This window comes from Dyella sp. Tek66A03 (assembly GCF_052567735.1).
This window is the reverse complement of record NZ_CP199584.1, coordinates 4,314,772-4,339,863: the sequence shown is the minus strand read 5'-3', so window position 1 is coordinate 4,339,863 and position 25,092 is coordinate 4,314,772. Positions and strand designations below refer to the sequence as shown.

At 64.0% G+C, this 25,092-nt stretch carries 19 protein-coding genes; 16 read left to right on the top strand and 3 right to left on the bottom strand.

The features are described 5' to 3' along the window. Nucleotides 1-60 precede the first annotated feature (60 nt). Nucleotides 61-858: an acid phosphatase gene (locus ACT01B_RS19380; protein ID WP_445144837.1), complete on the top strand. Its 798-nt coding sequence runs from the start codon at nucleotides 61-63 to the stop codon at nucleotides 856-858. 103 nt (nucleotides 859-961) lie between these two features. Here ACT01B_RS19380 and ACT01B_RS19375 read toward each other — a convergent pair whose 3' ends face one another. Further along, nucleotides 962-1,690 (bottom strand): TlpA family protein disulfide reductase, encoded by a 729-nt coding sequence (locus ACT01B_RS19375; RefSeq protein ID WP_445144836.1) that lies wholly within the window; start codon nucleotides 1,688-1,690, stop codon nucleotides 962-964. A 54-nt stretch (nucleotides 1,691-1,744) separates the two neighbouring features. Next, the gene (gene putA, locus ACT01B_RS19370) at nucleotides 1,745-4,900 is read right to left on the bottom strand and encodes a bifunctional proline dehydrogenase/L-glutamate gamma-semialdehyde dehydrogenase PutA (protein WP_445144835.1); all 3,156 of its coding nucleotides are present in this window, start codon (nucleotides 4,898-4,900) and stop codon (nucleotides 1,745-1,747) included. A 505-nt stretch (nucleotides 4,901-5,405) separates the two neighbouring features. Here putA and ACT01B_RS19365 point away from each other — a divergent pair. The 5 genes from ACT01B_RS19365 to ACT01B_RS19345 all read left to right on the top strand — a co-directional run bounded on the left by ACT01B_RS19365 (nucleotide 5,406) and on the right by ACT01B_RS19345 (nucleotide 9,675). Beyond that, nucleotides 5,406-5,846 (top strand): DUF2244 domain-containing protein, encoded by a 441-nt coding sequence (locus ACT01B_RS19365; protein WP_445147531.1) that lies wholly within the window; start codon nucleotides 5,406-5,408, stop codon nucleotides 5,844-5,846. A gap of 20 nt (nucleotides 5,847-5,866) precedes the next feature. Beyond that, nucleotides 5,867-6,832 carry a cytochrome c oxidase subunit II gene (coxB, locus tag ACT01B_RS19360; RefSeq protein ID WP_445144834.1) on the top strand — a complete coding sequence of 322 codons (966 nt, stop codon included), beginning with the start codon at nucleotides 5,867-5,869 and terminating at the stop codon, nucleotides 6,830-6,832. Between the two features lie 49 nt (nucleotides 6,833-6,881). After that, entirely contained in the window at nucleotides 6,882-8,498 is a 1,617-nt protein-coding gene (ctaD, locus tag ACT01B_RS19355) for a cytochrome c oxidase subunit I (protein WP_445144833.1), read from the top strand. 50 nt (nucleotides 8,499-8,548) lie between these two features. Beyond that, on the top strand, nucleotides 8,549-8,680 hold the full coding sequence (locus ACT01B_RS19350) for a hypothetical protein (RefSeq protein WP_445144832.1): 132 nt from the start codon (nucleotides 8,549-8,551) through the stop codon (nucleotides 8,678-8,680). Nucleotides 8,681-8,793: 113 nt separating this feature from the next. Continuing rightward, the gene (locus ACT01B_RS19345; RefSeq protein ID WP_445144831.1) at nucleotides 8,794-9,675 is read left to right on the top strand and encodes a cytochrome c oxidase subunit 3; all 882 of its coding nucleotides are present in this window, start codon (nucleotides 8,794-8,796) and stop codon (nucleotides 9,673-9,675) included. Between the two features lie 223 nt (nucleotides 9,676-9,898). Here ACT01B_RS19345 and ACT01B_RS19340 read toward each other — a convergent pair whose 3' ends face one another. Further along, on the bottom strand, nucleotides 9,899-10,114 hold the full coding sequence (locus tag ACT01B_RS19340; protein WP_266151663.1) for a twin transmembrane helix small protein: 216 nt from the start codon (nucleotides 10,112-10,114) through the stop codon (nucleotides 9,899-9,901). Nucleotides 10,115-10,173: 59 nt separating this feature from the next. Here ACT01B_RS19340 and ACT01B_RS19335 point away from each other — a divergent pair, with 59 nt between their 5' ends. The 10 genes from ACT01B_RS19335 to ACT01B_RS19290 all read left to right on the top strand — a co-directional run bounded on the left by ACT01B_RS19335 (nucleotide 10,174) and on the right by ACT01B_RS19290 (nucleotide 25,080). Beyond that, entirely contained in the window at nucleotides 10,174-10,911 is a 738-nt protein-coding gene (locus ACT01B_RS19335) for an SURF1 family protein (RefSeq protein ID WP_445144830.1), read from the top strand. Further along, the gene (locus ACT01B_RS19330) at nucleotides 10,911-11,480 is read left to right on the top strand and encodes a hypothetical protein (RefSeq protein WP_445144829.1); all 570 of its coding nucleotides are present in this window, start codon (nucleotides 10,911-10,913) and stop codon (nucleotides 11,478-11,480) included. Before ACT01B_RS19335 ends, ACT01B_RS19330 begins: the two co-directional genes overlap by 1 nt. Further along, the gene (locus ACT01B_RS19325) at nucleotides 11,480-12,646 is read left to right on the top strand and encodes a COX15/CtaA family protein (protein WP_445144828.1); all 1,167 of its coding nucleotides are present in this window, start codon (nucleotides 11,480-11,482) and stop codon (nucleotides 12,644-12,646) included. The genes ACT01B_RS19330 and ACT01B_RS19325 overlap by 1 nt, the downstream gene beginning before the upstream one ends. 2 nt (nucleotides 12,647-12,648) lie before the next feature. Next, nucleotides 12,649-13,554 (top strand): heme o synthase, encoded by a 906-nt coding sequence (gene cyoE / locus ACT01B_RS19320; RefSeq protein ID WP_445144827.1) that lies wholly within the window; start codon nucleotides 12,649-12,651, stop codon nucleotides 13,552-13,554. A gap of 592 nt (nucleotides 13,555-14,146) precedes the next feature. After that, entirely contained in the window at nucleotides 14,147-14,392 is a 246-nt protein-coding gene (locus ACT01B_RS19315; RefSeq protein WP_445144826.1) for a hypothetical protein, read from the top strand. Between the two features lie 169 nt (nucleotides 14,393-14,561). Next, entirely contained in the window at nucleotides 14,562-17,228 is a 2,667-nt protein-coding gene (gene mgtA, locus ACT01B_RS19310) for a magnesium-translocating P-type ATPase (protein ID WP_445144825.1), read from the top strand. Nucleotides 17,229-17,403: 175 nt separating this feature from the next. Further along, complete coding sequence (locus ACT01B_RS19305; RefSeq protein ID WP_445144824.1) at nucleotides 17,404-19,059, top strand: Na/Pi cotransporter family protein; 1,656 nt, start codon at nucleotides 17,404-17,406, stop codon at nucleotides 19,057-19,059. Between the two features lie 276 nt (nucleotides 19,060-19,335). Next, nucleotides 19,336-20,463, top strand: coding sequence for an efflux RND transporter periplasmic adaptor subunit (locus tag ACT01B_RS19300; RefSeq protein ID WP_445144823.1), 1,128 nt, complete (start codon nucleotides 19,336-19,338; stop codon nucleotides 20,461-20,463). Next, the gene (locus ACT01B_RS19295; protein WP_445144822.1) at nucleotides 20,456-23,551 is read left to right on the top strand and encodes an efflux RND transporter permease subunit; all 3,096 of its coding nucleotides are present in this window, start codon (nucleotides 20,456-20,458) and stop codon (nucleotides 23,549-23,551) included. Before ACT01B_RS19300 ends, ACT01B_RS19295 begins: the two co-directional genes overlap by 8 nt. A 2-nt stretch (nucleotides 23,552-23,553) precedes the next feature. Next, nucleotides 23,554-25,080: an efflux transporter outer membrane subunit gene (locus tag ACT01B_RS19290; protein WP_445144821.1), complete on the top strand. Its 1,527-nt coding sequence runs from the start codon at nucleotides 23,554-23,556 to the stop codon at nucleotides 25,078-25,080. Nucleotides 25,081-25,092: the final 12 nt, after the last annotated feature.

Here is a 25,092-nt window from a genome sequence, read left to right as displayed (position 1 = left end):
GGAGCGGCTCTACCGCTTTATGCATTGCACCAACCGCTCAATGCCTAGGGGAGAACAGCGATGAAACCCTTTGTTGTCCGGGTATGGCGTGCCGGGCTGCTCGCAGCCTTGGTCCTGGCCTGCGGCTGTGCGCCGGTGCAAAAAACACCGGCGAAGCCGCCCGGGGCGGAGGCTCCCCCACTACAGACCGCCATGCTGCTGCCGGCCGCGCCCAAGCCGGGGTCGCCCCGCTATGAGGCCGACCGGCAGGTGTTTCGCGCCACTCGCAAGCTGGAAGGCACGCCGCGCTGGGCCTTGGCTCAACATGACGTGGACTACGCCACGCCGGTGCTGATGGACGACTTTAGCTGCGCCATGGGCGTGCCGCTGGACCCCGCACATCTGCCGACACTGGCCGCACTCGTCGACCAGACCAGCAATGCCGCCGATAAATCGACCGGGCCTGCCAAGCAGGCCAACCAGCGGCAGCGTCCTTTCCTGATCGACCAGGGCGCGGTCTGCCAGCCCACGGAAAAGCTGGCCAAGAGTTTCGACTACCCCTCGGGCCACGCCACGCGCGGCTGGGCGGTGGCCCTGGTGCTCGCCGAGCTGGCGCCGGACCGCGCCTCCGATCTACTGCTGCGCTCCCGCGCCTTCGCCGATAGTCGCGTGGTTTGCGGCGCGCACAACCTCAGTGCGATCGAGGCGGGCGCGATGAACGGTGCCGCCGTGGTGGCGACCCTGCGTGCGTCGGAAGCGTTCCAGGCACAGCTCTCCGCGGCGCGCGCGGAGTTGGCCGACTATCGCAAGGCGACACCTTCGAATGCCGGGCCGCAGTGTTCCGCCGAGAAGGCGTTGATCGAGCCGACGCCTTATTGAATGACGCCCAACGATGCTGCGTTGTGTAGGAGCGCTCCCTGTGCGCGAAAAACCTACAGGGCGACGACGCCGTAACCCCCGTGATCGCGCACAGGGTGCGCTCCTACAAGGGCGCGCGTGTTTCGGTCCGCCAAAGTTCGATCCACCGATTCATATCCGCCAGCCGCTTCGCCTCGTCATCGCGCATGTTCATGCCGATGGCCACGCCCGCGATGTGGCCCGTGGGGTCCAGCAGGATCAAGGTGGGGTAGGTGCTGACGCCCAGGGTATCGATCAACGCCTGCCCGTCATGGAGGATGGGCCAGGCAAAGCCGCGGCCGCTGGCGAACTGACGCGCCGTTTGCGCATCCTCATAGGTGATCGCGACGACGTTCATATCGCCGTGCTGGCGTGCAAAGGCGTTGAGCGTCGGCACTTCGGCAATGCATGGCGCGCAATCGGCGAAAAAGAAACTGATCAGCGTGTAGCGGCCCTGGTACGAGCCCGATCGTTGTGTGCCGCCCTGCAGTGCCGGCAGCTCGAACGGCGGAAACGCATCGCCGCGCTTGAACGCGAATCGCCCGGGTTGTCCCGGCGTGCGGATGCGCAGCACGGCGGCGCCCGCCTCGCCGTCCTTGGTGCTGCTATAGGTCTTGCCGTCGCCCAGCAGTCGGGCGAAGGCGGCGTAGTCGATGGGCGCACCGGCGGCATCGAGATAGCGCACGGAAGGCGATGAGCCAAGTTGCAGCGACGCGACCAGGCGCTGCTCCTCGTCATGGCCCGGTGCGGCATGCAGCGGGGCCGTGAACAGCGCCAGAAACAACCATCCTAGGAGATGCGATGGACGCCGCATGGGAATCTCCAGGGAAGTCCGGGCCGGTGCGGGCGCACCGGCCCGATAACGCGATTACTCGCCGATGGTCAGCAGCGACGCATTGCCGCCAGCCGCCGTGGTGTTGATGGTAAGCGTGCGTTCGCCGGCGAAACGCAGCAGGTAATGCGGGCCGCCCGCCTTCGGGCCGGTGCCGGACAGGCCTTCGCCGCCGAACGGCTGCACGCCGACCACCGCACCGATCTGATTGCGGTTGACATAGCAGTTGCCCACGCGCGCACGGCTCTGGATGTACTCCACGGTGTCGTCGATGCGGCTGTGGATGCCCAGGGTGAGGCCGTAGCCGGTGGCGTTGATCTCATCGACCACCTTGCTCAGCTCGTCGCCCTTCCAGCGGATCACGTGCAGCACCGGACCGAACACTTCGCGGGTGAGCGTGGCCAGCGAGGGAATCTCGTAGGCGCGCGGCGCGAAGAAAGTGCCGTTGCCGGTCGTGGCCGGGTCGAGTGCGACTTCGCCGATCTTCTTCGCTTCCTTGTCCATGCGCGCGGCGTGGTCGACCAGGATCTTCTTGGCGTCCTCGTCGATCACCGGGCCGACGTCGGTGGACAGCTGGCCCGGGTCGCCCACTTTCAGCTCAGCCATGGCGCCGGCGAGCATCGCGCAGACCTTGTCGGCGATGTCTTCCTGCACGTACAGCACGCGCGCGGCCGAGCAACGCTGGCCGGCGGACTGGAAGGCGGAGGCGACCACGTCCTTGACGATCTGCTCGGGCAGGGCCGAGGAGTCGGCGATCATCGCGTTCTGGCCGCCGGTTTCGGCGACCAGCGCAGCGATCGGCGCATTGCGAGCGGCGAGGGCGCGGTTGATCGCCCAGGCGGTTTCGGTGGAGCCGGTGAAGGCCACACCGGACACGCGCGGATCGCGGGTGAGCGCGGCACCGACGGTGGCGCCGTCACCGGGCAGGAACTGCAGCACCTCGGCCGGCACCCCGGCATCCTGCAACAGCTTCACCGCGGCGTAGCCGATCAGGCTGGTCTGTTCGGCCGGCTTGGCGATCACCGCATTGCCGGCAGCCAGCGCGGCGCTGACCTGGCCCAGGAAGATGGCCAGCGGGAAGTTCCACGGGCTGATGCACACGAACACGCCGCGGCCGTTCAGGAACAATTGATTGCTCTCGCCGGTGGGGCCGGGCAACTGTTCCGGATGACCGAACAGGCGACGCGCCATGGTGGCGTAGTAACGCAGGAAGTCTGCCGCCTCGCGGATCTCGGCGATCGCGTCCGGCAGGCTCTTGCCCGCTTCGCGCACGCACAGCGCGATGAACTCGCCGCGACGCGCTTCGAGCTGCTCGGCCGCGTGTTCGAGGATGGCGGCGCGGCTGGCGGCCGGCAGACGATCCCAGTTGTGCTGCGCGCCGACGGCATTGGCCAGCGCCTTGTCGACGGTGGCGCTGTCGGCGCTGACATAGCTGCCGACGACCTGGCGACGATCGGCTGGGTTGGTCACCTGCACGGTGGCGCCGGCGCTCTTGGTGCCAGGCACCAGCGGCTCGGCGGTCCACGGACCGTTCTTGCTATGGATCGCCTCGGCGAGGGCCTTCAGTTCGTTGTCGTTGGAGAAGTTGACGCCCATGGAATTCTTCCGAAGTTCACCGTAGAGATTCACCGGCAGCGGGATGCGCGGGTGAGGTATGGAGGCGAAGGAGCGCACGGTCTCGCAGGGATCGGCGACCAGTTCGCGCACCGGCAGGCTTTCGTCGACCACGCGGTTGACGAAGCTCGTGTTGGCGCCGTTCTCGAGCAGGCGGCGCACCAGGTAAGGCAGCAGGTCCTCGTGCGTGCCGACCGGCGCGTACACGCGGCATGGCACGTTGAGGTTGCCCTTGCCGATCACCTCGGCGTACAAGTCCGTGCCCATGCCGTGCAGGCGCTGGTATTCGTACGGACGACCCTGCGCCGCGTGATGCACGGCGGCGATGGTGTGCGCATTATGCGTGGCGAACTGCGGGTAGATCAGCTCCACGCCCGCATCGAACAGCTTGCGTGCGCAGGCCAGGTAGGACACATCGGTATTCGGTTTGCGCGTATACACCGGGTAGCCGGCCAGGCCGTTTTCCTGCGCGCGCTTGACCTCGGCGTCCCAATACGCGCCCTTGACCAGGCGCACGTACCAGCGACGGCCGGTGGCACGCGCGGTTTCGATCAGCCAGTCGATCACGAACGGCGTGCGCTTCGCGTACGCCTGCACCACGATGCCCAGGCCATTCCAGCCCTGCAGCGAGGGATGCGCGAAGACGTCGCCGATGATGTCCAGCGACAGTTCCAGGCGCTCCGCTTCCTCGGCATCCACCGACAAGGCGATGCCGTGCTTCATGGCCAGCTGAGACAGCTCAAGCAGCTTGGCGCTGAGGTCGCGGTGAGCGATCTCGCGCTTGGCCACTTCGTAACGCGGATGCAGGGCGGACAGCTTCACCGAGATCGACGGTGCCTCCGTGTGGCTGGCGAACGGACCGCGCGAACCGATCGCGGCGATCGCGTTGCGGTAATCCTGCTGATAGCGCTCGGCGGTTTCGCTGGTGAGTGCCGATTCGCCGAGCATGTCGTAGGAATAGCGGTACACCGCGTATTCCTTCTGCGCGCAACGATCCAGCGCTTCGCCAATGGTGCGACCCATGACGAACTGGTGACCCATGATGCGCATGGCCTGGCGCACCGCGAGACGAATGGCCGGTTCGCCCGCGCGACCAACCAGGCGCCGCAGCGCACCGGTGAAGTCGTGGCGGGTTTCCTCCGTCAACGTCACCAGCTTGCCGGTGAGCATCAGGCCCCAGGTCGACACATTGACGAACAGCGATTCGCTCTGGCCCAGATGCTTCTTCCAGTTCGCATCGCCCAGCTTGTCGCGGATCAGCTTGTCCGCGGTGGCCTTGTCGGGGATGCGCAGCAGGGCTTCGGCCACGCACATCAGCAGCACGCCTTCTTCCGACGACAGGTCGTACTGGCGCATGAAGGATTCGACGGCGCTCTGGTCCTTGGCGCGCAGGCGCACGCGGGAGACCAGGTCGGCGGCCAGGTCGATCACCTTTTCGCGTTCCACAGGCGGCAGGGTGGCCTGGGCCAGCAGGTCGTTGACCGCCTCGGTCTCGTCACGCAGCCAGGCCGCAGTGATGCGGGCGCGGGCCGGCTCGATGCCAGTCGGAAGTTCGGGGCTGAGTATGGGCTGGGTCACAGAGCTGTAGCCAAAGAATGCGGGGTGGGGAATCGCGGGATTGTACGCGGGGGTGGCGGCGCACGCATCCGTATGGGGTGTTGCGGCGCAAGACACCTTCGATGAAGGGCACCTCGAAAAACGTTCCCCTCTGCGTCATCCCAGCTTTCGCTGGGATGACGGATTCGGAGCCTCACGTTCATCAAGTGACTGCGGCAAAAGCGCGCATGCAAGCGATTTGTCGTGGATTTCGACATCGGTGGTGGTGTAAAGGCGCGCACCCTAACGCCAGTTTTGGGAGTTTGGCGCGAGTGTTGCGCCCCGCTTCGCCATGCGCGGCTTCGATCACGCACCAAGAAAGCGTGGCTCAACAAGCCACTAGCGCTATTCATGCCGGCTTCAAATCAAGTGGGTGCGTCATTCTTGCCCATCGAGGCCATCGCGGCCTATCATTCCTGCGTTCTAGGCACGCCGGATCCCCATGATCGTGCTTCGACCAGCAGCGGCCGGCTTGCCGTGCGCGACGATGTGGCTCAAGCCCAATCGCGCTCTGAGTCGCCGTGACTTGCGTCGCGTGATCGGGGTGTTGGTGGCGCTGGCGTTGACGACGGCCGGGTTGGGCGCGTGGCAGGGGAATGTGTTTGCTCCGCTGTTTGCCCTGGTCGAGTCCTTTGCTGTGGCTTTCGCTTTAGGCGTGGCCTGGCGAGCCGGCGACCGCAGCGAGCGCATCACCCTCGACGAATCGTCGCTGGAGGTGCAATCCCTGCCAGGTCGGCGCAGTGCGCGTTTCCAGACTTACTGGGTGCGCGTGCAGCTGCGCAGCGGCAAGGGGAGTGCTCGTCTATGGCTGACGTCGCATGGGCAGGAACTGGAGATCGGGGCTTTCCTCGCTGATGAGGAGCGCGCCGAACTGTCAAGGAAACTCAAGGTGTTGCTGGCCGATATCAACAGTCAGCAACGCAGGTAGGTTCAACAAAGGTGCAAGACATGACATCTGGCGGCATCAGGCCTGGCAGTACCAAGCGAGCAGTCGCAGCATGCGCACTCATCGCCCTTGCAATGTTCGGCGGTGTGGCGATGGCCAACCCTCAGCCGGGCCAGTTGAACATGACGCGTGGCGCGTCCACGTGGTCGCCGGTGCCGTACTTCCTCAATAACGTCGCGCTCGGTGTCTGCGTCGTCATCGGCATCCTGGTGTTCGGCGCGATGTTCATCGCCATGTTCCGTTTCCGCAAATCGCGCGGTGCGGTGGCCGAGAAGTGGTCGCACAACACCACGCTCGAGATCATCTGGACCACCATCCCGGTGGTCATCCTGATCGTGCTGGCCTATCTGGCCACCGGCGGTCTGCGTACGTTCTCCGACACCACCGGCTCGCAGATGACGGTGAAGGTCACCGGCTACCAGTGGAAGTGGCGTTACGACTACGTCGACTACCAGGGCAAGGCGATCGACAAGGTCGGCTTCATGTCCAAGCTGGATCGCGAGAGCGACGAGACGCGTCAGCTGAACTCGGGCCTCGATCCGAACGCGGTGAAGGTGGGCAGTGACAACACCTACCTCATCAACGTGGATGAGCCGCTGGTGGTGCCGGTCGGCATCAAGATCCGCTTCGTGATCACTGCCGGTGACGTGATCCACTCCTGGTGGGTGCCTGCGCTCGGCTGGAAGATGGACGCCATCCCGGGCATCGTCAATGCGGCCTGGACCAATATCATCGAGCCGGGTGTGTACCGTGGCCAGTGCGCCGAGCTGTGCGGCCAGGATCACGGCTTCATGCCGATCGTGGTGAAGGCCCTGCCGAAGGAAGAGTTCGAGAAGTGGCTGGCCGACAAGGAAGCGCAGGCCAAGCAGCCGGCGCCGGCTGCTCCGGCGGCTGCCTCGACTGCGGCCACGCCGAGCACGGCGCAGATTGCACCCGACGCACCTGTTGCTCAGGGCCACCAGGGCTGATTCGTCAGCCCGCTTAACCGTTTCCGCATTTAGGTAGAGGTGCAAGGCCATGGCTCACGCAGCCACTCACGACCACCACGACGATCATCACGGCGCGCCGAAGAACTTCTTCGTCCGCTGGTGCATGTCCACGAACCACAAGGACATCGGCACCCTGTACCTGGTTTTCTCGCTGCTGATGTTCTTCATCGGCGGCAGCTTCGCCATGGTGATCCGCGCCGAACTGTTCAAGCCCGGCCTGCAGCTGGTGCAGCCGTACTTCTTCAATGAAATGACCACGATGCATGCGCTGGTCATGATCTTCGGCGCGGTCATGCCGGCCTTCGTCGGCCTGGGCAACTGGATGATTCCGCTGATGGTCGGTGCGCCGGACATGGCGTTGCCGCGCATGAACAACCTGTCGTTCTGGATTCTGCCGTTCGCGTTCGCGCTGCTGCTGTCCACCTTGTTCCTGCCGGGCGGCGGCCCTGCCGGTGGCTGGACCATGTACCCGCCGCTGTCGCTGCAGGGCAGCTCGACCGCCTACGTGGTGTTCGCCGTCCACTTGATGGGTATCAGCTCGATCATGGGCGCGATCAATATCATCGCGACCATCCTCAATATGCGTGCGCCGGGCATGGATCTGCTGAAGATGCCGGTGTTCGTGTGGAGCTGGCTGATCACGGCGTTCCTGCTGATCGCGGTGATGCCGGTGCTGGCCGGCGCAGTGACCATGCTGCTCACCGACAAGTATTTCGGCACCAACTTCTTCAATGCCGCCGGTGGCGGTGACCCGATCCTGTTCCAGCACATCTTCTGGTTCTTCGGTCACCCCGAGGTCTACATTATGATCCTGCCGGCCTTTGGCCTGGTCTCAGAGATCATCCCGACCTTCGCGCGCAAGCCGATCTTCGGCTACAAGGCGATGGTGTTCGCAATCGCCTCGATCGCCTTCCTGTCGTTCATCGTGTGGGCACACCACATGTTCGCGGTGGGTCTGCCGCTGGGCGGCGAGATCTTCTTCATGTACGCGACGATGCTGATCGCGGTGCCGACGGGCGTGAAGGTGTTCAACTGGGTCAGCACCATGTGGGGCGGCTCGATGACCTTCGAGACCCCGATGCTGTTCGCGATTGCCTTCGTGATCCTGTTCACCATCGGCGGCTTCTCCGGCCTGATGCTGGCGCTGGCTCCGGCCGACTTCCAGTACCACGACACCTACTTCGTGGTGGCGCACTTCCACTACGTGCTGGTGACCGGTGCGATTTTCGCGATCATCGCCGCGACGTACTACTGGCTGCCGAAGTGGACCGGCCACATGTATTCCGAGACGTGGGGCAAGATCCATTTCTGGAACAGCATGATCTGGGTGAACGTGTTGTTCTTCCCGCAGCACTTCCTGGGTCTGGCCGGCATGCCGCGCCGCATCCCGGACTACAACGTCGCGTTCGCCAACTTCAACATGATCAGCTCCATCGGCGGTTTCCTGTTCGGCGCCTCGCAGTTGATCTTCCTCGGCGTGATCGTCCACGCGTTGTGGTTCTCCAAGAAGAAGGCCACCGACCGTGTATGGGAAGGTGCCAAGGGCCTGGAATGGACCGTGCCGTCGCCGGCCCCGCACCACACCTTCGATGTGCCGCCCGTGATCCATGATTACGATCTGGCTCACGGCCACGTCGAAGATTGATCCATGACTACCGCTCCGGCCTTGGCCGGGGCGGGCGGGAAGCGCATTAGATGAAGCAGCTGTCGAACGATCTGATCAAGGAAGCGCGCCAGAAAGGCGTGCGACGCACCGCCCTGGTGGTGGGTGCCATCGCCGTGGCGCTGTTCCTGCTCTCGATCCTGCAAGGGCTGCATTACTCGTAACGCGTTAGGGCAATCGCTCACCTCCGTGGCGCCGGTGAGGCGCTGCGGGTTGAAGTTCCCCGCACAGTTGGGCGGGGGCGGAAGTAAACAAGAGAAATCCACGGGGTCTCACCATGGGTCAGCAGCAAGACGCTTATTTCGTACCGGCCAAGAGCTATTGGCCGATCGTGGCCGCCGTCGTCATGTTCGTCACCGTGTTCGGTGCCGCGCACTGGCTGAATGCACCTCCGGGTGAGGCGAGCTTCGGCAAGACCATGCTGACGATCGGTTTCGTCGGCATCCTGCTGATGTTCTTCGGCTGGTTCCGCTCGGTGATCCGCGAATCATTGGCGGGCCGCTACAACAGCCAGGTGGATCGCTCGTTCCGCATGGGCATGATGTGGTTCATCTTCTCCGAAGTGATGTTCTTCGGCGCCTTCTTCGGCGCGCTGTTCTATGCCCGCATGTTCGCCGTGCCGTGGCTGGGTGGTGAAGGTCACGGTGTGCTGACCCATCAGTTCCTGTGGAACGACTACACGGCGGCCTGGGGCAGCAATACCGGCCCGGGTCATGTCGGCGGTGACTTTCAGACCGTGGCTCCCTGGGGTCTGCCGCTGCTTAACACGCTGATCCTGCTGTCCTCCAGCGTGACGGTGACCATTGCGCACCATGCGCTGAAGGTCGGCCATCGCGGCAAGATCCTCTTGTTTCTCGGTCTCACCGTGTTGCTGGGCGCCACCTTCCTGTACTTCCAGGCGCACGAGTACATGGAGGCCTATCGCGAACTCAACCTGACCCTGCGTAGCGGCGTCTATGGTTCGACCTTCTTCATGCTTACCGGCTTCCACGGCATGCATGTGACCTTGGGCACGATCATGCTGGCGATCATCTGGCTGCGTGTGGCCAAGGGCCATTTCAGCAAGGATCACCACTTCGCCTTCGAGGCGGTGGCCTGGTACTGGCACTTCGTCGACGTGGTGTGGCTGGGCTTGTTCATGTTCGTCTACATCCTCTGAGACGCCCCGGCGTCACAGGCAGAGCCCGCCGAAAGGCGGGCTTTTCGTTTGGATGGACGGTTTCCTCTAGGAGCGCGCCTTGTGCGCGAAGAGCCTACGTGGCGGAGACGCCGTGATCGCGCACAGGGTGCGCTCCTACAACGACAACAACTACGGTATTTCCCCTTGGCGTAGCGGCGCGAGGTGTCGCATGCGAGGCGTCGGCGCCAGCGTCACGCTACAATTACTGGCCCACGCCGTGCGGGTGTATCCAGCCCATCCAGATGCCGAACACGACCATCAGGATGAGCAGCACCGACAAGCCGATGCGGCGGGTCAACGCCCACACCGTGCGCTTGCTGCCGTCCTTGTCGGTCATCATGAAAAACAGGGCCTGACCGAGATTGAACAGCACCACCAACAGCAGGATCACCAGCGCGTATTTGTAGATGGTTTCCACGTGATAGGTCCGAACGCTTTAGACATCCGCAGTATAGCGGCCGCTTGCGGTGCCGCCGCGTGAAGTGGCTGCGCCGCCCATCCTGGTTCGCGCTGCTGCTCACGGCGGCCGGCGCCTTGTTGTTCATACGCTTAGGCGTATGGCAGCTGCATCGTGCGGACGAAAAGGACGAGCTTCTGCGACGGTATGCCGCGGCGGACTCGGCGCAGCCGCGCGACTTTGCCGCGGTGGCCCTGGCGCCGCCCGCGAACGCCTTCGCGCGGGTGCACGTGCAGGGCGAATACCTCGCCGATCGCGCCTACCTGCTCGACAACCCGAAGCACGATCAACGCGGTGGTGTGGAAGTCTATGCGCCTTTCCGTCCGCGCGATGGCGAGCGCGTACTGCTGGTCGACCTGGGCTTCCTGCCAGGCAACGGTACCGACCAGGCGCCACAGCTGCCGTCGCTACCTACCGGTGAGCAAACCTTGCATGGCCTGTATCTGCCGCCGCCGGGAGTCGGTTTCGAAATGGGCGGCGATGCGCTCGCGCGCCAGGCGCACTGGCCCAAGACCACGATCTACCTCAACCTGTCCCAGGTCTCGACCGATCTGGGCTCGCAGCTGTACCCGCAGGTGTTGGCGCTGGACGCGGACCCTGCCGCGATCTTCGTGCGCGAGCACATGCTCGATTTCTCCTCGATGCCGCCAGCCCGGCACCGTGCCTATGCCTTCCAATGGTTCACCTTTGCCCTGGCGGCGGTGGTGATCCTGCTGGTGCTGCATCGCCGCCGCCCCAAGATACCGTCGGACAACTGATGAACAAGCCTGATCCCGCCGCGCTGCGCGCGAGCCGACTGAAACTGTTGCTGATCATGCTGGTGTTCGCCGCGCCCATGGTGGCTGCCGGCGTGCTCACCGTGATGGGCTGGCAGCCCAGCGGCAAGGCCAATGGCCAGGCGATCGTGCCGCAGCGCAACTTCGCCAGCGAGCAGTTGCAGGTGACGCTGGCCAATGGCCAGTCGTGGGCATGGCGTGCGGACGAACCACAGCTGACCTTGATCGCCCTGGCAGGGCCCGACTGCGCCACGCAGTGCCTGGACGTGCTGACCAAGATCGCCGCAGCGCGCATCACGCTCAATCGCAACGCGCCACGCCTGCGCCTGCTGTATGTCGGGAAACCTCCGGCAGAGGCGGCCAGCAGCGGCATGACCAGCTATTGGCAGCTGGGTCAGGACAGCAAGGATCAGTTGGCCGCATTCCGTCCCAGCGCGCCCGACAGTGTGGCCGCCTTGCTGGTGGAATCCGATGGAACGGCGTTGTCGCTCTATCCCGCTGGTTTTGATCCGTCCGGGTTGCGCAAGGATCTGCAGAAGGTCATCCGCTGATGGCTTCCCGTTCCCTGAGAATCCTGCGCGGTCTGGCACTGCTTGCTGCCGTATTTGCGTTCGGCGTGGTGATGTTCGGCGCCTTCGTGCGCCTGTCCAACGCCGGCCTGTCATGCCCGGACTGGCCGACGTGCTATGGCAAGGCCAGCTGGCCAGAACACGCGCATGAGATCGTGCAGGCCAATGCGGCTTTCCCGGATCGCCCGTTCGAGACGAACAAGGCCTGGCGCGAGCAGGTGCATCGCTTCCTCGCCGGTACGCTCAGCGCCCTGGTGTTCGCGCTGGCCCTGATCGCCAGCTGGCGGCGCCCGTGGGCGCGCTATGCGGTGATCGTGGGAGCCATCTTTGCCGCGGCAGGCGTCACGCTGTATATGCGAGGCGAACGCCACTGGTCGCTGTTGCTCTCGTGCGTCGCCATTAGCTTGCCGCTGCTTGCGGCGATCGGGCTGCATCGGCCCGGGGCCTGGCGCATCAGCGTGCTCGCGCTTGCGGTAGTCATCTTCCAGGCCATGCTCGGCATGTGGACGGTGACCTTGCTACTCAAGCCGATCGTGGTGATGGGGCATTTGATGGGCGGCATCACCACGTTTGCGCTGTTGGCCTACGCGGCTCTGCGCTTCGCTGGCGTGGGCGTTGACGACGAGCGCTATGCCGGACTGCGCAAGGCTGTGGTGTTTGGCATCGTATTGTTGCTCGCACAGATAGCGCTGGGCGGCTGGACGTCCTCGAACTATGCAGCATTGGCTTGCGGCACCGACTTCCCGAAGTGCCTCGGCCAGTGGGCGCCGCCGACCGATTTCCGCGAGGGCTTCGTATTGTGGCGCGGCATCGGCGTGAATTACGAAGGCGGCGTGCTCGATATGGCCGCGCGCAGTGCCATCCAGATCGCGCATCGTATCGGTGCCCTGGTGGTGTTCTGCTACCTCGCCTGGTTATCGCATCGGGTATCGCGTCGCGGTCTGCGCGGGCTGGGCCTGGCGATTGCGCTGGTCCTGGTCAGCCAGGTCCTGCTTGGCATCAGCAATGTGCATTTTGGTCTGCCGCTGCCGGTGGCCACGCTGCACAATGGCGTCGCGGCCCTGCTGTTGTTTACCTTGCTGGCCACGCTGGCGCGCACGCAGCGTCGTCATGACGACACCATGTTTCTCTCCTTCGGACATCTCTGACGATGAGCAGCCTTTTCCACGAGTATCTGGAACTGACCAAGCCGCGCGTCGTCGCGCTGCTGGTGTTCTGCGCTGTCATCGGCATGTTCCTGGCCGTGCCCGGCATTCCGCCGTGGCGTGCCCTGGTGTTCGGTACCCTGGGTATCTGGATGGCCTCTGCTTCGGCGGCCGCCTTCAATCACCTGATCGATCAGCGCATCGACAAGCTGATGGCGCGCACGGCACATCGCCCCCTGGCCACCGGGCATCTCACCCCGCGCCAGGTGCTGACGTTTGCGCTGACGCTTGGCGTGGTGTCGATGCTGATTCTGGTATTCCTGGTGAATCCGCTCACCGCGCTGCTGACGTTTGGCGGCTTGATCGGTTATGCGGTGATTTACACCGCCTACCTGAAGCGCGCCACACCCCAGAACATCGTGATTGGCGGCCTCGCCGGCGCGATTCCGCCGGTGCTCGGCTGGACTGCGGTGACCGGTGCCTTGCATCCGTTCGCCCTGCAGCTGTGCCTGATCATCTTCGTGTGGACGCCGCCGCATTTCTGGGCGCTGGCGATCTTCCGCCGCGACGATTACTCGCGTGCGCAGGTGCCGATGCTGCCGGTCACGCACGGCGTGGTGTTCACGCGCTGGCACGTGTTGTTCTACACGATCCTGCTGGTGCTGGTGACCTTGCTGCCGGCGCTTACCGGCTATAGCGGCATGGTCTATCTGGGCGGTGCCGTGGTGTTGGGGGCGGGCTTTCTGTATTACGCCGTGCGTCTGCTGAATCCACCGGACGAGTTTTTCGCGATGAAGGTGTTCAATTATTCCATCGTGTACCTGATGGCGCTGTTCGCCTTCCTGCTCGCCGACCATTGGTTGATGGAGCCGTTGGTGCAGCAGGGGATGGTGTTTCAGCGTTCGGTGTGACGTTAGCGGTCTGCCGGAAGGTCGCGTCGCGCACGCTTTGCTCCTTCTCCCCAAGGGGGAGAAGGCTGGGATGAGGGGCGGGTGCTTGCGATAGCGCTAAAACTGAGCGTTATGGCAAGGGTGCCGCTTACGCAGCGGGCGTTTCGATCGCCTGCCGCGTAAGCGGCACGCTGGCGGTACCGCTCGGTTGTAGCGTTATCGCGAGCACCCGCCCCCTCAGCCCAACCTTCTCCCCGGAGGGGAGAAGGAGCTGCAGCCCCGGCAGGTGGTCGAAATGGCCGTCGCGTCCAAAATGCGCAACAACTTTCGCCATCCGGCGCGTTGTCATCGGGTTGACACTTGCGCACCGCAGCAAGACAATACCCGAGCCCCTCGGCATGACCTGCCCTGTGGGCCTCTGTCCTATCAAACCAAGGCATATGGACGTTTACCCTAGTCGCAACGTCGACATCCGCAAGCATCGGGTGCCGGCATTGCATAACAAATTGATTGCCTGCGGCGACCGCCTGCGGTCGGCTGGTGCTTTCCTAGACTAGGGAAGTCCGGCCCACCTCTGATGGCGCCGTCGGCGCCGTTACGAGGAGATGGGCCCATGAAGCTCCTTCGCGATTTCTTTCGTCTGCGCACCGCGGGACGCCAGTTGCTGGCAGGCCGCCGTGTGGAATCTCGCCGTTCCTGGACGATCACCGTCCCCGCGCCGCTGCATGACGCAGCGGCTCCGGCCGTGCTCGACATGCATTGGAAGCCCGATACGTCCCGCGGTCGCCCTGTCGCCCGTTGGCACGAACATGCCCCGTCGCAAGCGCATCGTCATCTACAGCTGGTATCCAGTCACTGATGAAGCCGTCGTCGGCTCGCATCGATGTCCCGCGCAAGGGCTGGCCTCCGCCAGTCCCGTGGTTTCGATGGCGACGAAGGTCGTAGCGCAGGCATTGGCGTCACGCGCGGGGTAACCCTGCCGGCTCGCTGGTCCGCATCAGATGTCACCGATTTCACGGAAGCGAGTCATGTTCAAGCACTCCACCCAGACCGTCACCGGCAAGCCGGCCGGCAAGAGCGCCGGCGCACCCGTGCGCGTGGCCGTCGCGCAGGAAGCGTTCCGCCATAACGAGGCACTGTACGCCGCGCTGGATACCAGCGCCGCAGGTCTCAATGAGGAACAGATTGCCGAGCGTCTGGATCGGGACGGCCTCAATGAGGTGTCGCACGAGAAACCGCCGCACTGGTCGGCGCAGCTGCTGCGTGCGTTCAAGAACCCGTTCATCATCGTGCTGCTGGTGCTCGCTGCGGTGCAGCTGTTTACCGATGCCAGCGACCTAACCGGGCCGATCATCATCGCCGTGATGGTGGGCATCAGCGTGCTGCTGAGCTTCACCCAGGAATACCGTTCGTCGAGGGCGGCGGAAAACCTCAAGGCGATGGTGCGCAACACCGCCACGGTGACGCGCCGCGCTTCGGACGGCCACAGCGAGCGCATCGAAGTGCCGGTGGGCGAGTTGGTCGCGGGCGATATCGTGCATCTCGCCGCTGGCGACATGGTGCCTGCGGATCTGCGCCTGGTTTCGGCCAAGGATCTGTTTATCAGTCAGGCCATTCTCACTGGCGAGTCCCTGCCGGTGGAGAAGTCGGCGCCCGCGCATGCTCAGGTGTCCGACGACCTGCATGCCGGCGGCGCCGACAATCCGCTGGATCTGCCGACCGTGTGCTACATGGGCACCAACGTGGTCAGCGGCACCGCCACGGCGGTGGTCGTGGCGACCGGTTCGCGTACTTACCTGGGCTCGATCGCGCGCACTATCGTCGGCCAGCGCGTGCAGACCAGCTTCGACCGCGGCGTGAACAGCGTCAGCTGGCTGCTGATCCGCTTTATGGCGGTGATGGTGCCGATCGTTTTCCTGATCAACGGCCTGGACAAGCACGACTGGCTGCAGGCGTTCACGTTTGCGCTGTCGGTGGCGGTAGGCCTGACTCCGGAAATGCTGCCGCTGATCGTCACCGCGAACCTGGCCAAGGGTGCGCTGGCGATGTCCAAGCGCAAGGTGGTGGTAAAGCGCCTCAATGCGATCCAGAACTTCGGCGCCATGGACGTGCTGTGCACGGACAAGACCGGCACGCTGACGCTCGACAAGATCGTGCTGGAGCGCCATCTGGACCTGTACGGCGAAGAGTCCGACGAGGCGCTGGAATACGGCTATCTCAATAGCCGCTTCCAGACTGGCCTGAAGAACCTGATGGACAAGGCGGTGCTGACCCATCGCGACCTGGAAGAAGTCGCGCAGCATTACCGCATCGTCGACGAGATTCCGTTCGACTTCCAGCGCCGTCGCATGTCGGTCGTGCTGGGTAACGGCGACGGCAACGATTTGCTGGTGTGCAAGGGTGCCGTGGAGGAGATGCTTTCGATCTGCTCCTATGCCAAGGCCGGCGACGAAGTCCTGCCGATGACCGATGAGCAGCGCGCCGACATCAAGGCGATGACGCGCGGCCTCAATGAGGACGGACTGCGTGTGCTGGTGGTGGCGATCAAGCGCCAGCCACCGGCGGGTCGCGCCTATGGTGTGGCCGACGAAAGCAACCTCATCGCGATCGGTTGCCTCGCCTTCCTCGATCCGCCGAAGGACACCGCGGCCACGGCCATCGCGGCACTGCATCATCATGGCGTCGAAGTGAAGGTGATCACCGGCGACAACGAGGCGGTGACGCGCAAGATCTGCCGCGAAGTGGGCCTGGATGTGCAGCACTCGGCGCAGGGCAAGCACATCGAACCGCTTGATGACGATGCGCTGGATGAATTGGTCAAGCGCACTACCGTGTTCGCCAAGATGTCGCCGTTGCAGAAGGCGCGCGTGGTGAAGTCGTTGCAGCGCCAGGGCCACACCGTGGGCTTCCTCGGCGATGGCATCAACGACGCACCAGCGCTGCGCGAGGCGGACGTGGGCATCTCGGTGGATACCGCTACCGACATCGCCAAGGAGTCGGCCGACATCATCTTGCTGGAAAAGAATTTGATGGTGCTGGAAGAGGGTGTGATCGAAGGTCGCATCACCTTCGGCAACATCATCAAGTACATCAAGATGACCGCCAGCTCGAACTTCGGCAATATGTTCTCGGTGCTGATCGCCAGCGCCTTCCTGCCGTTCCTGCCGATGTTGCCGCTGCAGATCCTGGTATTGAACCTGCTGTACGACATCTCGCAGCTGTCAATTCCGTTCGACCGCATGGACGACGAATACCTGCGCAGGCCGCGCAAATGGGACGCCAGCGATATCGGCCGTTTCATGGTGTGGGTCGGTCCGGTCAGCTCGATCTTTGACGTCACCACCTTCCTGCTGTTGTGGTACGTGTTCGGCGCCAATTCCACCGAGCACCAGGCGTTCTTCCAGTCCGGCTGGTTCATCGAGAGCCTGCTGACGCAGACGCTGATCGTGCACATGATCCGCACGCGCAGGATCCCGTTCCTGCAGAGCGTGGCGGCAGCACCAGTGCTGGCCTTGACCACGGCGATCATCATCATCGGCATGCTGGTGCCCTACACCAGCCTTGGCGCGAAGATCGGCATGGTGGCCTTGCCCGGCGTGTACTTTGGCTGGCTGGTGCTGACGGTGTTGACCTATTGCGTGCTGACCCAGCTGATGAAGCTGATCTATATCCGCCGCTACGGTCGCTGGTTGTGACCCTGCCGATTTCGCGAGGGGCGAAAGCGTAGGGTAAGCGTTTCATGGCTTGCTGCGTTGCCACGCAGCAACTGACGAGGGCACCTGCATCGATGCCCATGAATGATCACCTCTCCTCCCGCCAAGGGAGGGGCGGACGCCTCGCGCGTTCGATTCGCATCAAGGAGGCCACGCCATGAAGGGCACCTTCGCTTTACTCGACATTGCCGGTTACGTCGCCCTGCTGCTGTGGGGCACGCACATGGTCACCAGCGGCGTGCTGCGTGGCTATGGCAGTGCGCTGCGCCGCTGGATGGGACGCTACCTGGGCCATCGCCCGGCCGCGTTCGGTTTCGGGGTATGCATCACCGCGATCCTGCAGAGCAGTACGGCGACGGGCCTGATGGCCACCTCGTTCGCTGCCAGCGGTTTCCTCGGTCTCGCGCCGGGACTGGCCGTGATGCTCGGCGCCAACGTCGGTACCACCCTGATCGTGCAGGTGATGTCGTTCGATATTTCGATTGTGGCGCCGGTGCTGATCCTGATCGGTTTCACCATCTATCGCCGCAGCGACGACGTGAGCTACGAGAACATCGGGCGCGTGGCGATTGGCCTGGGCCTCATGCTGCTGGCGCTGCATCTGCTGGTAGTCGCAATGGCGCCGGTGGAGAACGCGCAGGTGCTGCACGCGATCTTGCAGAGCCTGGCCAGCGAGCCGGTGCTGGCCATGCTGGTGGCGGCGTTGCTTACCTGGGCCTGTCATTCGAGCATCGCGGTGGTGTTGTTGATCGTGTCGCTGGCAAGCGCCGGCGTGATCGATGCGCCTGGTGCCCTGGCCCTGGTGCTCGGTGCCAACCTGGGTGGCACCATTCCCGCGTTGCTGGAAGCGCATACGCCGGTAGCGCGTCGCTTGCCGATGGGCAATTTGATGGTGCGCGCTTTCGGCTGCATCGTGTGCTTGCCGATCTTGCCGCTGCTGGCGCACTGGCTGGCGCCGCTGGGCACGTCGCCTGCGCGCATCGTGGTGAACTTCCACACCGCCTTCAACCTGGCGCTGGCGCTGATCTTTATCGTGCCCTTGCACGGCCTTGCCCGCTTGCTGGTGCGACTGCTGCCGGAGCCGCCACAGCCGAACGATCCGGGACTGCCGCAGTATCTCGATATCGGTGCGCTCGACTCCGCCAATGTGGCCCTGGCCAACGCGGTACGCGAATCGATGCGCATGGCCGATATGGTCGAAGACATGCTGAAGGGGTTGGTCGAGGTATTTGGCAAGGACGACCGTACGCGCGCGGCATCGATCAGCCGCATGGATACCTCGCTGGACCGTCTCGGCCTGGCCATCCGCGAATACCTGGCCGATCTCGGCGGCGAAGCGTTGAACGAAGAGGATGGCGAGCGCAGCCAGGAGATCCACGCCTTCGTCATCAACATCGAGCACATCGGCGACATCACCGCCAACAACCTGATGGAGTTCGCCGCCAAGAAGGTGCAGAGCGGGCAGGACTTCTCCGCCGACGATATTCAGGACCTCGCCGCCATGCACGCGCAGGTGATGGAGAGCCTGCGCCTGGGCCTGACCGTGTTCCTGCGCGGCGACCTGCGCGCGGCGCAGCAATTGATCGGTCGCAAGGAAGTGTTGTGGCGCCTGGAGAACGAAGCGTCGGATCGGCACGTGCGTGCGCTGCGCGAACGCCGCGACGGCGGCGGTGGCGACGTGTACCTGCGCATCTTGCGCGACCTCAAGCGTGTGCATTCGCATCTGGCGGCGCTGGCCTATCTGCCGCTGCAGCGTGCCGGCTTGTTGCAGGATCGCCTGATCCGTGAGCCGGCGGCCCCTGGCGCAGCATGACGCGTCGATACATTCCGGTAGAGGAGAAACCCGACCTTGGACCCTAGTCCTACAAGCGATCTGTCAATCCTGAATACGCCGACCTGATATCGCCAACGCGCGCCCTTCGTTCTGAAGGCGCCCCCGGAAGCGGTAGCCGTCAACGGCTTTGACCGCGAACCGGGACCTCTCGGGCAGATTCCCAGCCCCTGTCTTTCCCCTGTCGCACAACTCTGCTCTGTGGTCCTGGTGACCGCTGTGCCTTCGTTCGAGCTTCCATCCCGCAAGGGGAAAGTCATGTTCTTCCTCACCATCAAACATCTGTCGCGCCTGTCCATCGCTCTTGCCGTGTCGCTGAGCCTGGCCGCCTGCTCGCACTCGTCGAACGAGTCTGTGGAAACGCCCCACGTCATTTCGGATCACGGCGTGTTACGGATTCCTGAAAAGTCCCCGCTGCGCTCCGAGTTGATCGTCCAGGCTGTCGAGATGCGCGAGATGCCGCACGCCATGACGTTCCCGGCGGAGGTCGAGGTCGATCCGGCGCATCAGGCGAATGTGTTGCCGTCGCTGACAGGCAAGGTGGTCGAACTGAAGGTCGGTCTGGGTGACCATGTCAGCCGTGGTCAGCTGTTGGCGGTGATCGATTCGGGCGACCTGGCGCAGGCTTATGCCGACGCGGACAAGGCCAGCGATACGCTCGACCTGGCAAGAAAAAGCCTGGAGCGTGCACGGGGTGTGCAGCAGGCGGGCGGTAGCGCAGTGAAGGACCTGCAGGCGGCGCAAAGTGGCTACAACCAGGCGCTGGCGGAATTCAATCGCGCGCAGATACGTTTGACCGCGGTTGGTGGTGCGTCGGGTTCGCATGCCACGGCACGGTCCATGAACGTCACGGCGCCGGCCAGCGGTTACGTCACCGCGTTGTCGGTTTCGCCAGGCATGTATGTCAACGACGCCAACGCGCCCATGCTGTCTATCGCCAATCTCGATACGGTGTGGATCACCGCCAATGTGCCGGAGAGCGACGTGGGCCAGGTGGCCAAGGGCCAGCAGGTCGACGCTACGCTGTCCGCCTATCCGGAAGAGGTCATTCACGGGCAGGTGAGTTTTGTCAGTCCCGTGCTACAGGCCGATACGCGACGCAGCATGGTGCGCGTGGCCGTCGCCAATCCGGATGGACGGCTAAAGCCGAACATGTTCGCGCAGGCGAGCTTCCACATCCCGCAGCCGCCGCAGGTCATCGTGCCGGAGTCGGCCCTGCTGATGAACAACGACAGCATCACGGTGTTCGTCGAAGTTGCGCCGTGGGCGTTCGAGCGCCGCGCCGTCGAGCTCAGCTATTCGGAGACGGAAGGTGCACGCGTGACCAAGGGCCTGAAGGCCGGCGATCGCGTGATCGTGAGAGGCGGAGTCCTGCTCAATGATTAATACGATCTTCCAGTTCTGTTTCCAAAAGCGCGTGTTGTTCTTCGGCGTGACGATCCTGGTCGCGTGCTTCGGCTACTACTCCTGGACACAGCTGGCCATCGAGGCCTACCCGGAGTTGAGCGATGTCACCGCCCAGGTCACCACCCAGGTGCCGGGCCTGGCCGCTGAAGAAATCGAGCAGCAGATCACCACGCCGCTGGAACGCGGCCTCGCCGGCACGCCGGGGCTGGTGAGCATGCGCTCCAGCAGCACCTTCGGCCTGTCGCTGATCACCATGGTGTTCAAGGATGGGGCAGAAGATTACTGGTCGCGCCAGCGCATCATGGAGCGGGTCAGCCAGGTCAGTCTGCCTCCCGGGGTCACCCCTGGGCTCGATCCGGTCTCGGGTCCGGCCGGCGAGATCTATCGCTACACGCTGGAGTCCAACAGCAAGAATCTTATGCAGCTGTCCGAGTTGCAGACCTGGGTCATCGTTCCCGCGCTGAAGAAAGTGCCTGGCGTGGCCAATGTCGATATCTTCGGCGGCTTCACCAGGGAGTTCCAGCTGGAGCTGGATCCTGCCCAGCTGCTGCGCTTCGGCGTCAGCGTGAATCAGGTCACCAGCGCGATCTCGGCCAATACCTCCAATGCCGGCGGCAGTCGCATCACGCGCGGCGAGCAGTCGTACATCGTGCGCGGCATCGGCATGGTGCATACGCTGCAGGAGCTCGGCGACATCGTGGTCACCCAGAGCAATGGCGTGCCCGTGCTCGTACGCGATCTGGGCAAGTTGCGCTATGGCCATCAGGTGCGGCAGGGCATCCTCGGCAAGGACAACAATCCCGACACCATCCAGGGCATCGTCGATCAACTGAAGTACGAGAATCCGTCGCGCGTGCTGGAAGGTATCCATGCCAGGGTCGCCGAGCTCAACCAGCAGCTCGCGGCGCAGGACGTGCGCATCGTCCCGTATATCGACCGCGACGACCTGGTCAATGCCACCAAGGAGAAAGTTTTCCGCACGGTGATGGAGGGCGTCGGCCTCGTCTGCATCGTGTTGATCCTGTTCCTTGGCAGCCCGCGCGCGGCCCTGGTGGCCGCGGTGGCGATACCGATGTCGCTGGTCACGGTATTCATCCTGATGCAGTTCACGCATATGCCGGCGAATCTGTTCTCGCTCGGCGCGATCGATTTCGGCGTGATTGTCGACGGCACCATCGTGGTGACGGAGGCGATCCTGCGGCGCCGCGAGGAAAAGCCCGACGACGTGCTCACCGAAGACGACGTCATGACGGTGACCAAGCACGTCGGCCGTTCGATCTTCTTTGCGACCCTGATCATCATTACGGCGTATCTGCCGTTGTTCGCGTTCGAACATGCGGAAGGCAAGCTGTTCCGGCCCATGGCCTTCACCGTGGGCTATGCCTTGCTGGCCGCCTTGCTATGCACGGTGACACTGACGCCGGGCCTCGCCTATATCGCGCTGCGCAAGCCGCGCAAGATGTTCCACAACAAGCCGCTGCAAAGACTGCAGGCAGCCTATAGCGCCAGCCTTGGGCGGTTGATGCAAAGACTGCCGGTGGCCTATACGGCCGCTGGCGTGACCTTCCTCGGCGTGCTGGCGCTCGGGGCCACGATCGGGCGCGAGTTTCTTCCCGAGCTGGATGAAGGTGCGCTGTGGTTGCAGGTGCAGATGCCATCCGGTATTTCGCTGGACAAGGCCAGTGCGATGGCGGCCGATCTGCGCCATGCCGTGCGCGAGTTTCCCGAGGTTTCCTATGTGGTGACCCAGCTCGGCCGCAACGATTCCGGCACGGATCCCTGGACGCCGTCACACGTCGAATCGGGCGTCGGCCTGAAGCCGTACAACACCTGGGCGAGCGGTGAGAGCAAGGCGGAATTCCTGCGCCGGTTCAATGCGCGCATGCAGCAGATGCCAGGCATCAGCGTGGGTATCAGCCAGCCGATCGTGGACGGCGAGAACGACATGATCGGTGGTGCGCATAGCCCGCTGGTGTTGCGCATCTATGGCGATGACTTCAGGGAGCTGCGCCGCATCGGTGGCGAGATCGTGGATGTGCTCAAGAACGTGCGCGGCACGGCCGAGGCGTCGATCTTCCAGGAGCCGCCAAATCCCCAGTTGGCGATCACGGCGGATCGTGAGGCGGCGGCACGTTATGGCATCAACATCGCCGATATCAGCAGCCTTATTCAAACGGCCATCGGCGGCACGCCGATGGCGCAGGTCTTTGTGGGCGATCGCATCTACAACGTTACGGCCAGGGTCCCGAATGCTGCTGCCAACAATATCGAAGCGATTGGTCAGCTGCCGCTGACGTCCGCCGGCGGTGCACAAATTCCCCTGAAGCAGGTGGCACATATCGGCTTGGCGATGGGCGAAAGCACGATCTCTCATGAGCAAAGTCATCGCCAGTTGACGATACGCATCGACAATCGCGATCGTGCGCTGTCGGAGTACCTCGCCGATGCGCAAAAACGGATTGATGCGAAGGTTCACTTCGACAAGCAGAACTATCACCTCGAATGGGCAGGCACGTTCGAGAACCAGCAACGTGCGCAGGCGCGCCTGATCGTGGTGTTGGGCCTGGTGCTGGCGATCATGGCGGTATTGTTGTTTGCCGAATTCGGCAAGCTGCATCAGGCCTTGCTAGTGCTGGCGGTGGTGCCGCTGGCGACCGTCGGCGGGCTGATATCGCTGCATCTGCGTGGCGAGACCTTGAACATCGCCACCGCGGTCGGATTCATCGCCTTGTTCGGCGTGGCCGTACAGAACGGCATCATCATGGTGTCGAATATCAACCGCGTTCGAAACGAAGGCATGCCGCTGGCGGAAGCGGTGCTGGCCGGCGCGACCGAGCGCTTCCGCCCGGTGCTGATGACCGCCACCGTGGCCAGCGTGGGCATGCTTCCCGCTGCGCTCGCCACCGGCATTGGGACGGATGTGCAGCGCGGCCTGGCCACCGTGGTCGTCGGCGGCCTGCCGATCGCCACCTTGCTCACGCTGTACATCCTGCCCGGCTTCTATTTCGGGGTGGAACGCTTCATCGAGAAGCACAAGCGACGCGCGCCGCCGGCGACGGAGGTTTGACCATGCACACCATCCGCAAAGTAACGACTCGTCATAGCAAGCGCGCGCTGCTTGCCCTGGGCATCGCCATCACGCTCAGCGCATGTACGGTGGGACCGGATTACCAACGTCCGCAGGCGCCTGCCGCCCATGACTACGCACCCACGGCCACGCCGCAGACCACCGCTTCCACCTCCGGTCCGGGCGGGCAGCCGCAACAGTTCGTGCAGGACATGGACATTCCGGGCCAGTGGTGGACGTTGTTCCATTCCGCCCCGCTGAATGCGCTGATTGACGACGCGCTCAAGCACAACGCCGATGCCGAAGCGGCTCATGCGGCCTTGCAGGCGGCATGGGAGAATGTGCGTGCACAGCGCGGTGCGTTCTTCCCCAGCGTCAGTGCCAGTGTCGATCCGAGCCGGCAGAAGACCGGCTCGGTATTGGCCAGCAACGTCGCTTCCAACAGCACGCTGTACAACCTCACCACCGCACAGGTCAGCGTGTCGTACTCGCCGGATCTCTGGGGCGGCAATCGCCGCCAGGTCGAGTCCTTAGTGGCGGAGGCCAACGCACAGCGATTTCAGCTGGAGGCGACCTACCTCACGCTGACCAGCAACCTTGTGAATGCCGCGATCCAGGAGGCCTCGCTGCGTGCACAGATCGACGCCACCCGGCACATCATCGATGACCAGCAGCGGATCATGGCGACGCTGCAACGCCAGCTTGCGCTCGGTGATGCGGCCGAAGCAGCGGTGGCAGCGCAACAGGCCGCGCTTGAGCAGAGCCGGGCCACGTTGCCGCCGCTCGAAAAGCAGCTGGCCCAGCAGCGCGACCTGCTTGCCGCACTCAGCGGTCGCATGCCCAGCGACAGCATGGATGCCCGCTTTACTCTGGATGGATTGCAACTGCCGAGCCAACTGCCGTTGAGCTTGCCGGCGCGCCTGGTCGAGCAGCGCCCCGATGTGCGCATGGCCGATGAACAGTTGCATGCGGCCAGCGCCCAGGTGGGTGTCGCCATCGCGAACCGGCTGCCGAATGTGCAGATCACCGCGAATATCGGCAGCGCGGCGGACAGCGCCAGCACGTTGCTGGGCACGGGCACGGGCTTCTGGAATATCGGTGCCCCTATCGTCGTACCGCTCTTCGACGGCGGCACGCTGAAGCATAAGCAGCGTGCCGCGGAGGCCACTTATCGGCAGAGCGCTGCGCAGTACCGGGGCACGGTCATCTCCGCCGTACAGGACGTGGCGGATGTGTTGCATGCGGTGAGTTTCGATGCCGAGGCGCTGATGGCGGCGGAGCGCGCCGAGCGCGCGGCGGCGCGCAGCTTCGAGATCGCACAGCACCAGCTCGCGCTGGGCGATATCAGCGATGCGGTGATGCTCAATGCGGAGCTGACCTGGCGGCAGGCGCAGATCGCCTTCATCCAGGCGCAGGCGAATCGCTATGCCGATACCGTGGCATTGTTCCAGGCGCTCGGCGGTGGCTGGTGGCATCGGCAGGATGCGTCGGATGTAGCGGCATCTGCTGCACCCGCGGGACAGTACTAAAGACGTACACCT

Coding starts and splice junctions, on each gene's coding strand:
- ACT01B_RS19325 (WP_445144828.1), top strand. CDS start 11,480: ATGGCTTCCCGTTCCCTGAGAATCCTGCGCGGTCTGGCACTGCTTGCT.
- ACT01B_RS19315 (WP_445144826.1), top strand. CDS start 14,147: ATGAAGCTCCTTCGCGATTTCTTTCGTCTGCGCACCGCGGGACGCCAG.
- ACT01B_RS19290 (WP_445144821.1), top strand. CDS start 23,554: ATGCACACCATCCGCAAAGTAACGACTCGTCATAGCAAGCGCGCGCTG.
- mgtA (WP_445144825.1), top strand. CDS start 14,562: ATGTTCAAGCACTCCACCCAGACCGTCACCGGCAAGCCGGCCGGCAAG.
- ctaD (WP_445144833.1), top strand. CDS start 6,882: ATGGCTCACGCAGCCACTCACGACCACCACGACGATCATCACGGCGCG.
- ACT01B_RS19380 (WP_445144837.1), top strand. CDS start 61: ATGAAACCCTTTGTTGTCCGGGTATGGCGTGCCGGGCTGCTCGCAGCC.
- ACT01B_RS19365 (WP_445147531.1), top strand. CDS start 5,406: ATGTGGCTCAAGCCCAATCGCGCTCTGAGTCGCCGTGACTTGCGTCGC.
- ACT01B_RS19345 (WP_445144831.1), top strand. CDS start 8,794: ATGGGTCAGCAGCAAGACGCTTATTTCGTACCGGCCAAGAGCTATTGG.
- cyoE (WP_445144827.1), top strand. CDS start 12,649: ATGAGCAGCCTTTTCCACGAGTATCTGGAACTGACCAAGCCGCGCGTC.
- ACT01B_RS19295 (WP_445144822.1), top strand. CDS start 20,456: ATGATTAATACGATCTTCCAGTTCTGTTTCCAAAAGCGCGTGTTGTTC.
- ACT01B_RS19350 (WP_445144832.1), top strand. CDS start 8,549: ATGAAGCAGCTGTCGAACGATCTGATCAAGGAAGCGCGCCAGAAAGGC.
- coxB (WP_445144834.1), top strand. CDS start 5,867: ATGACATCTGGCGGCATCAGGCCTGGCAGTACCAAGCGAGCAGTCGCA.
- ACT01B_RS19375 (WP_445144836.1), bottom strand. CDS start 1,690: ATGCGGCGTCCATCGCATCTCCTAGGATGGTTGTTTCTGGCGCTGTTC.
- ACT01B_RS19330 (WP_445144829.1), top strand. CDS start 10,911: ATGAACAAGCCTGATCCCGCCGCGCTGCGCGCGAGCCGACTGAAACTG.
- ACT01B_RS19305 (WP_445144824.1), top strand. CDS start 17,404: ATGAAGGGCACCTTCGCTTTACTCGACATTGCCGGTTACGTCGCCCTG.
- ACT01B_RS19300 (WP_445144823.1), top strand. CDS start 19,336: ATGTTCTTCCTCACCATCAAACATCTGTCGCGCCTGTCCATCGCTCTT.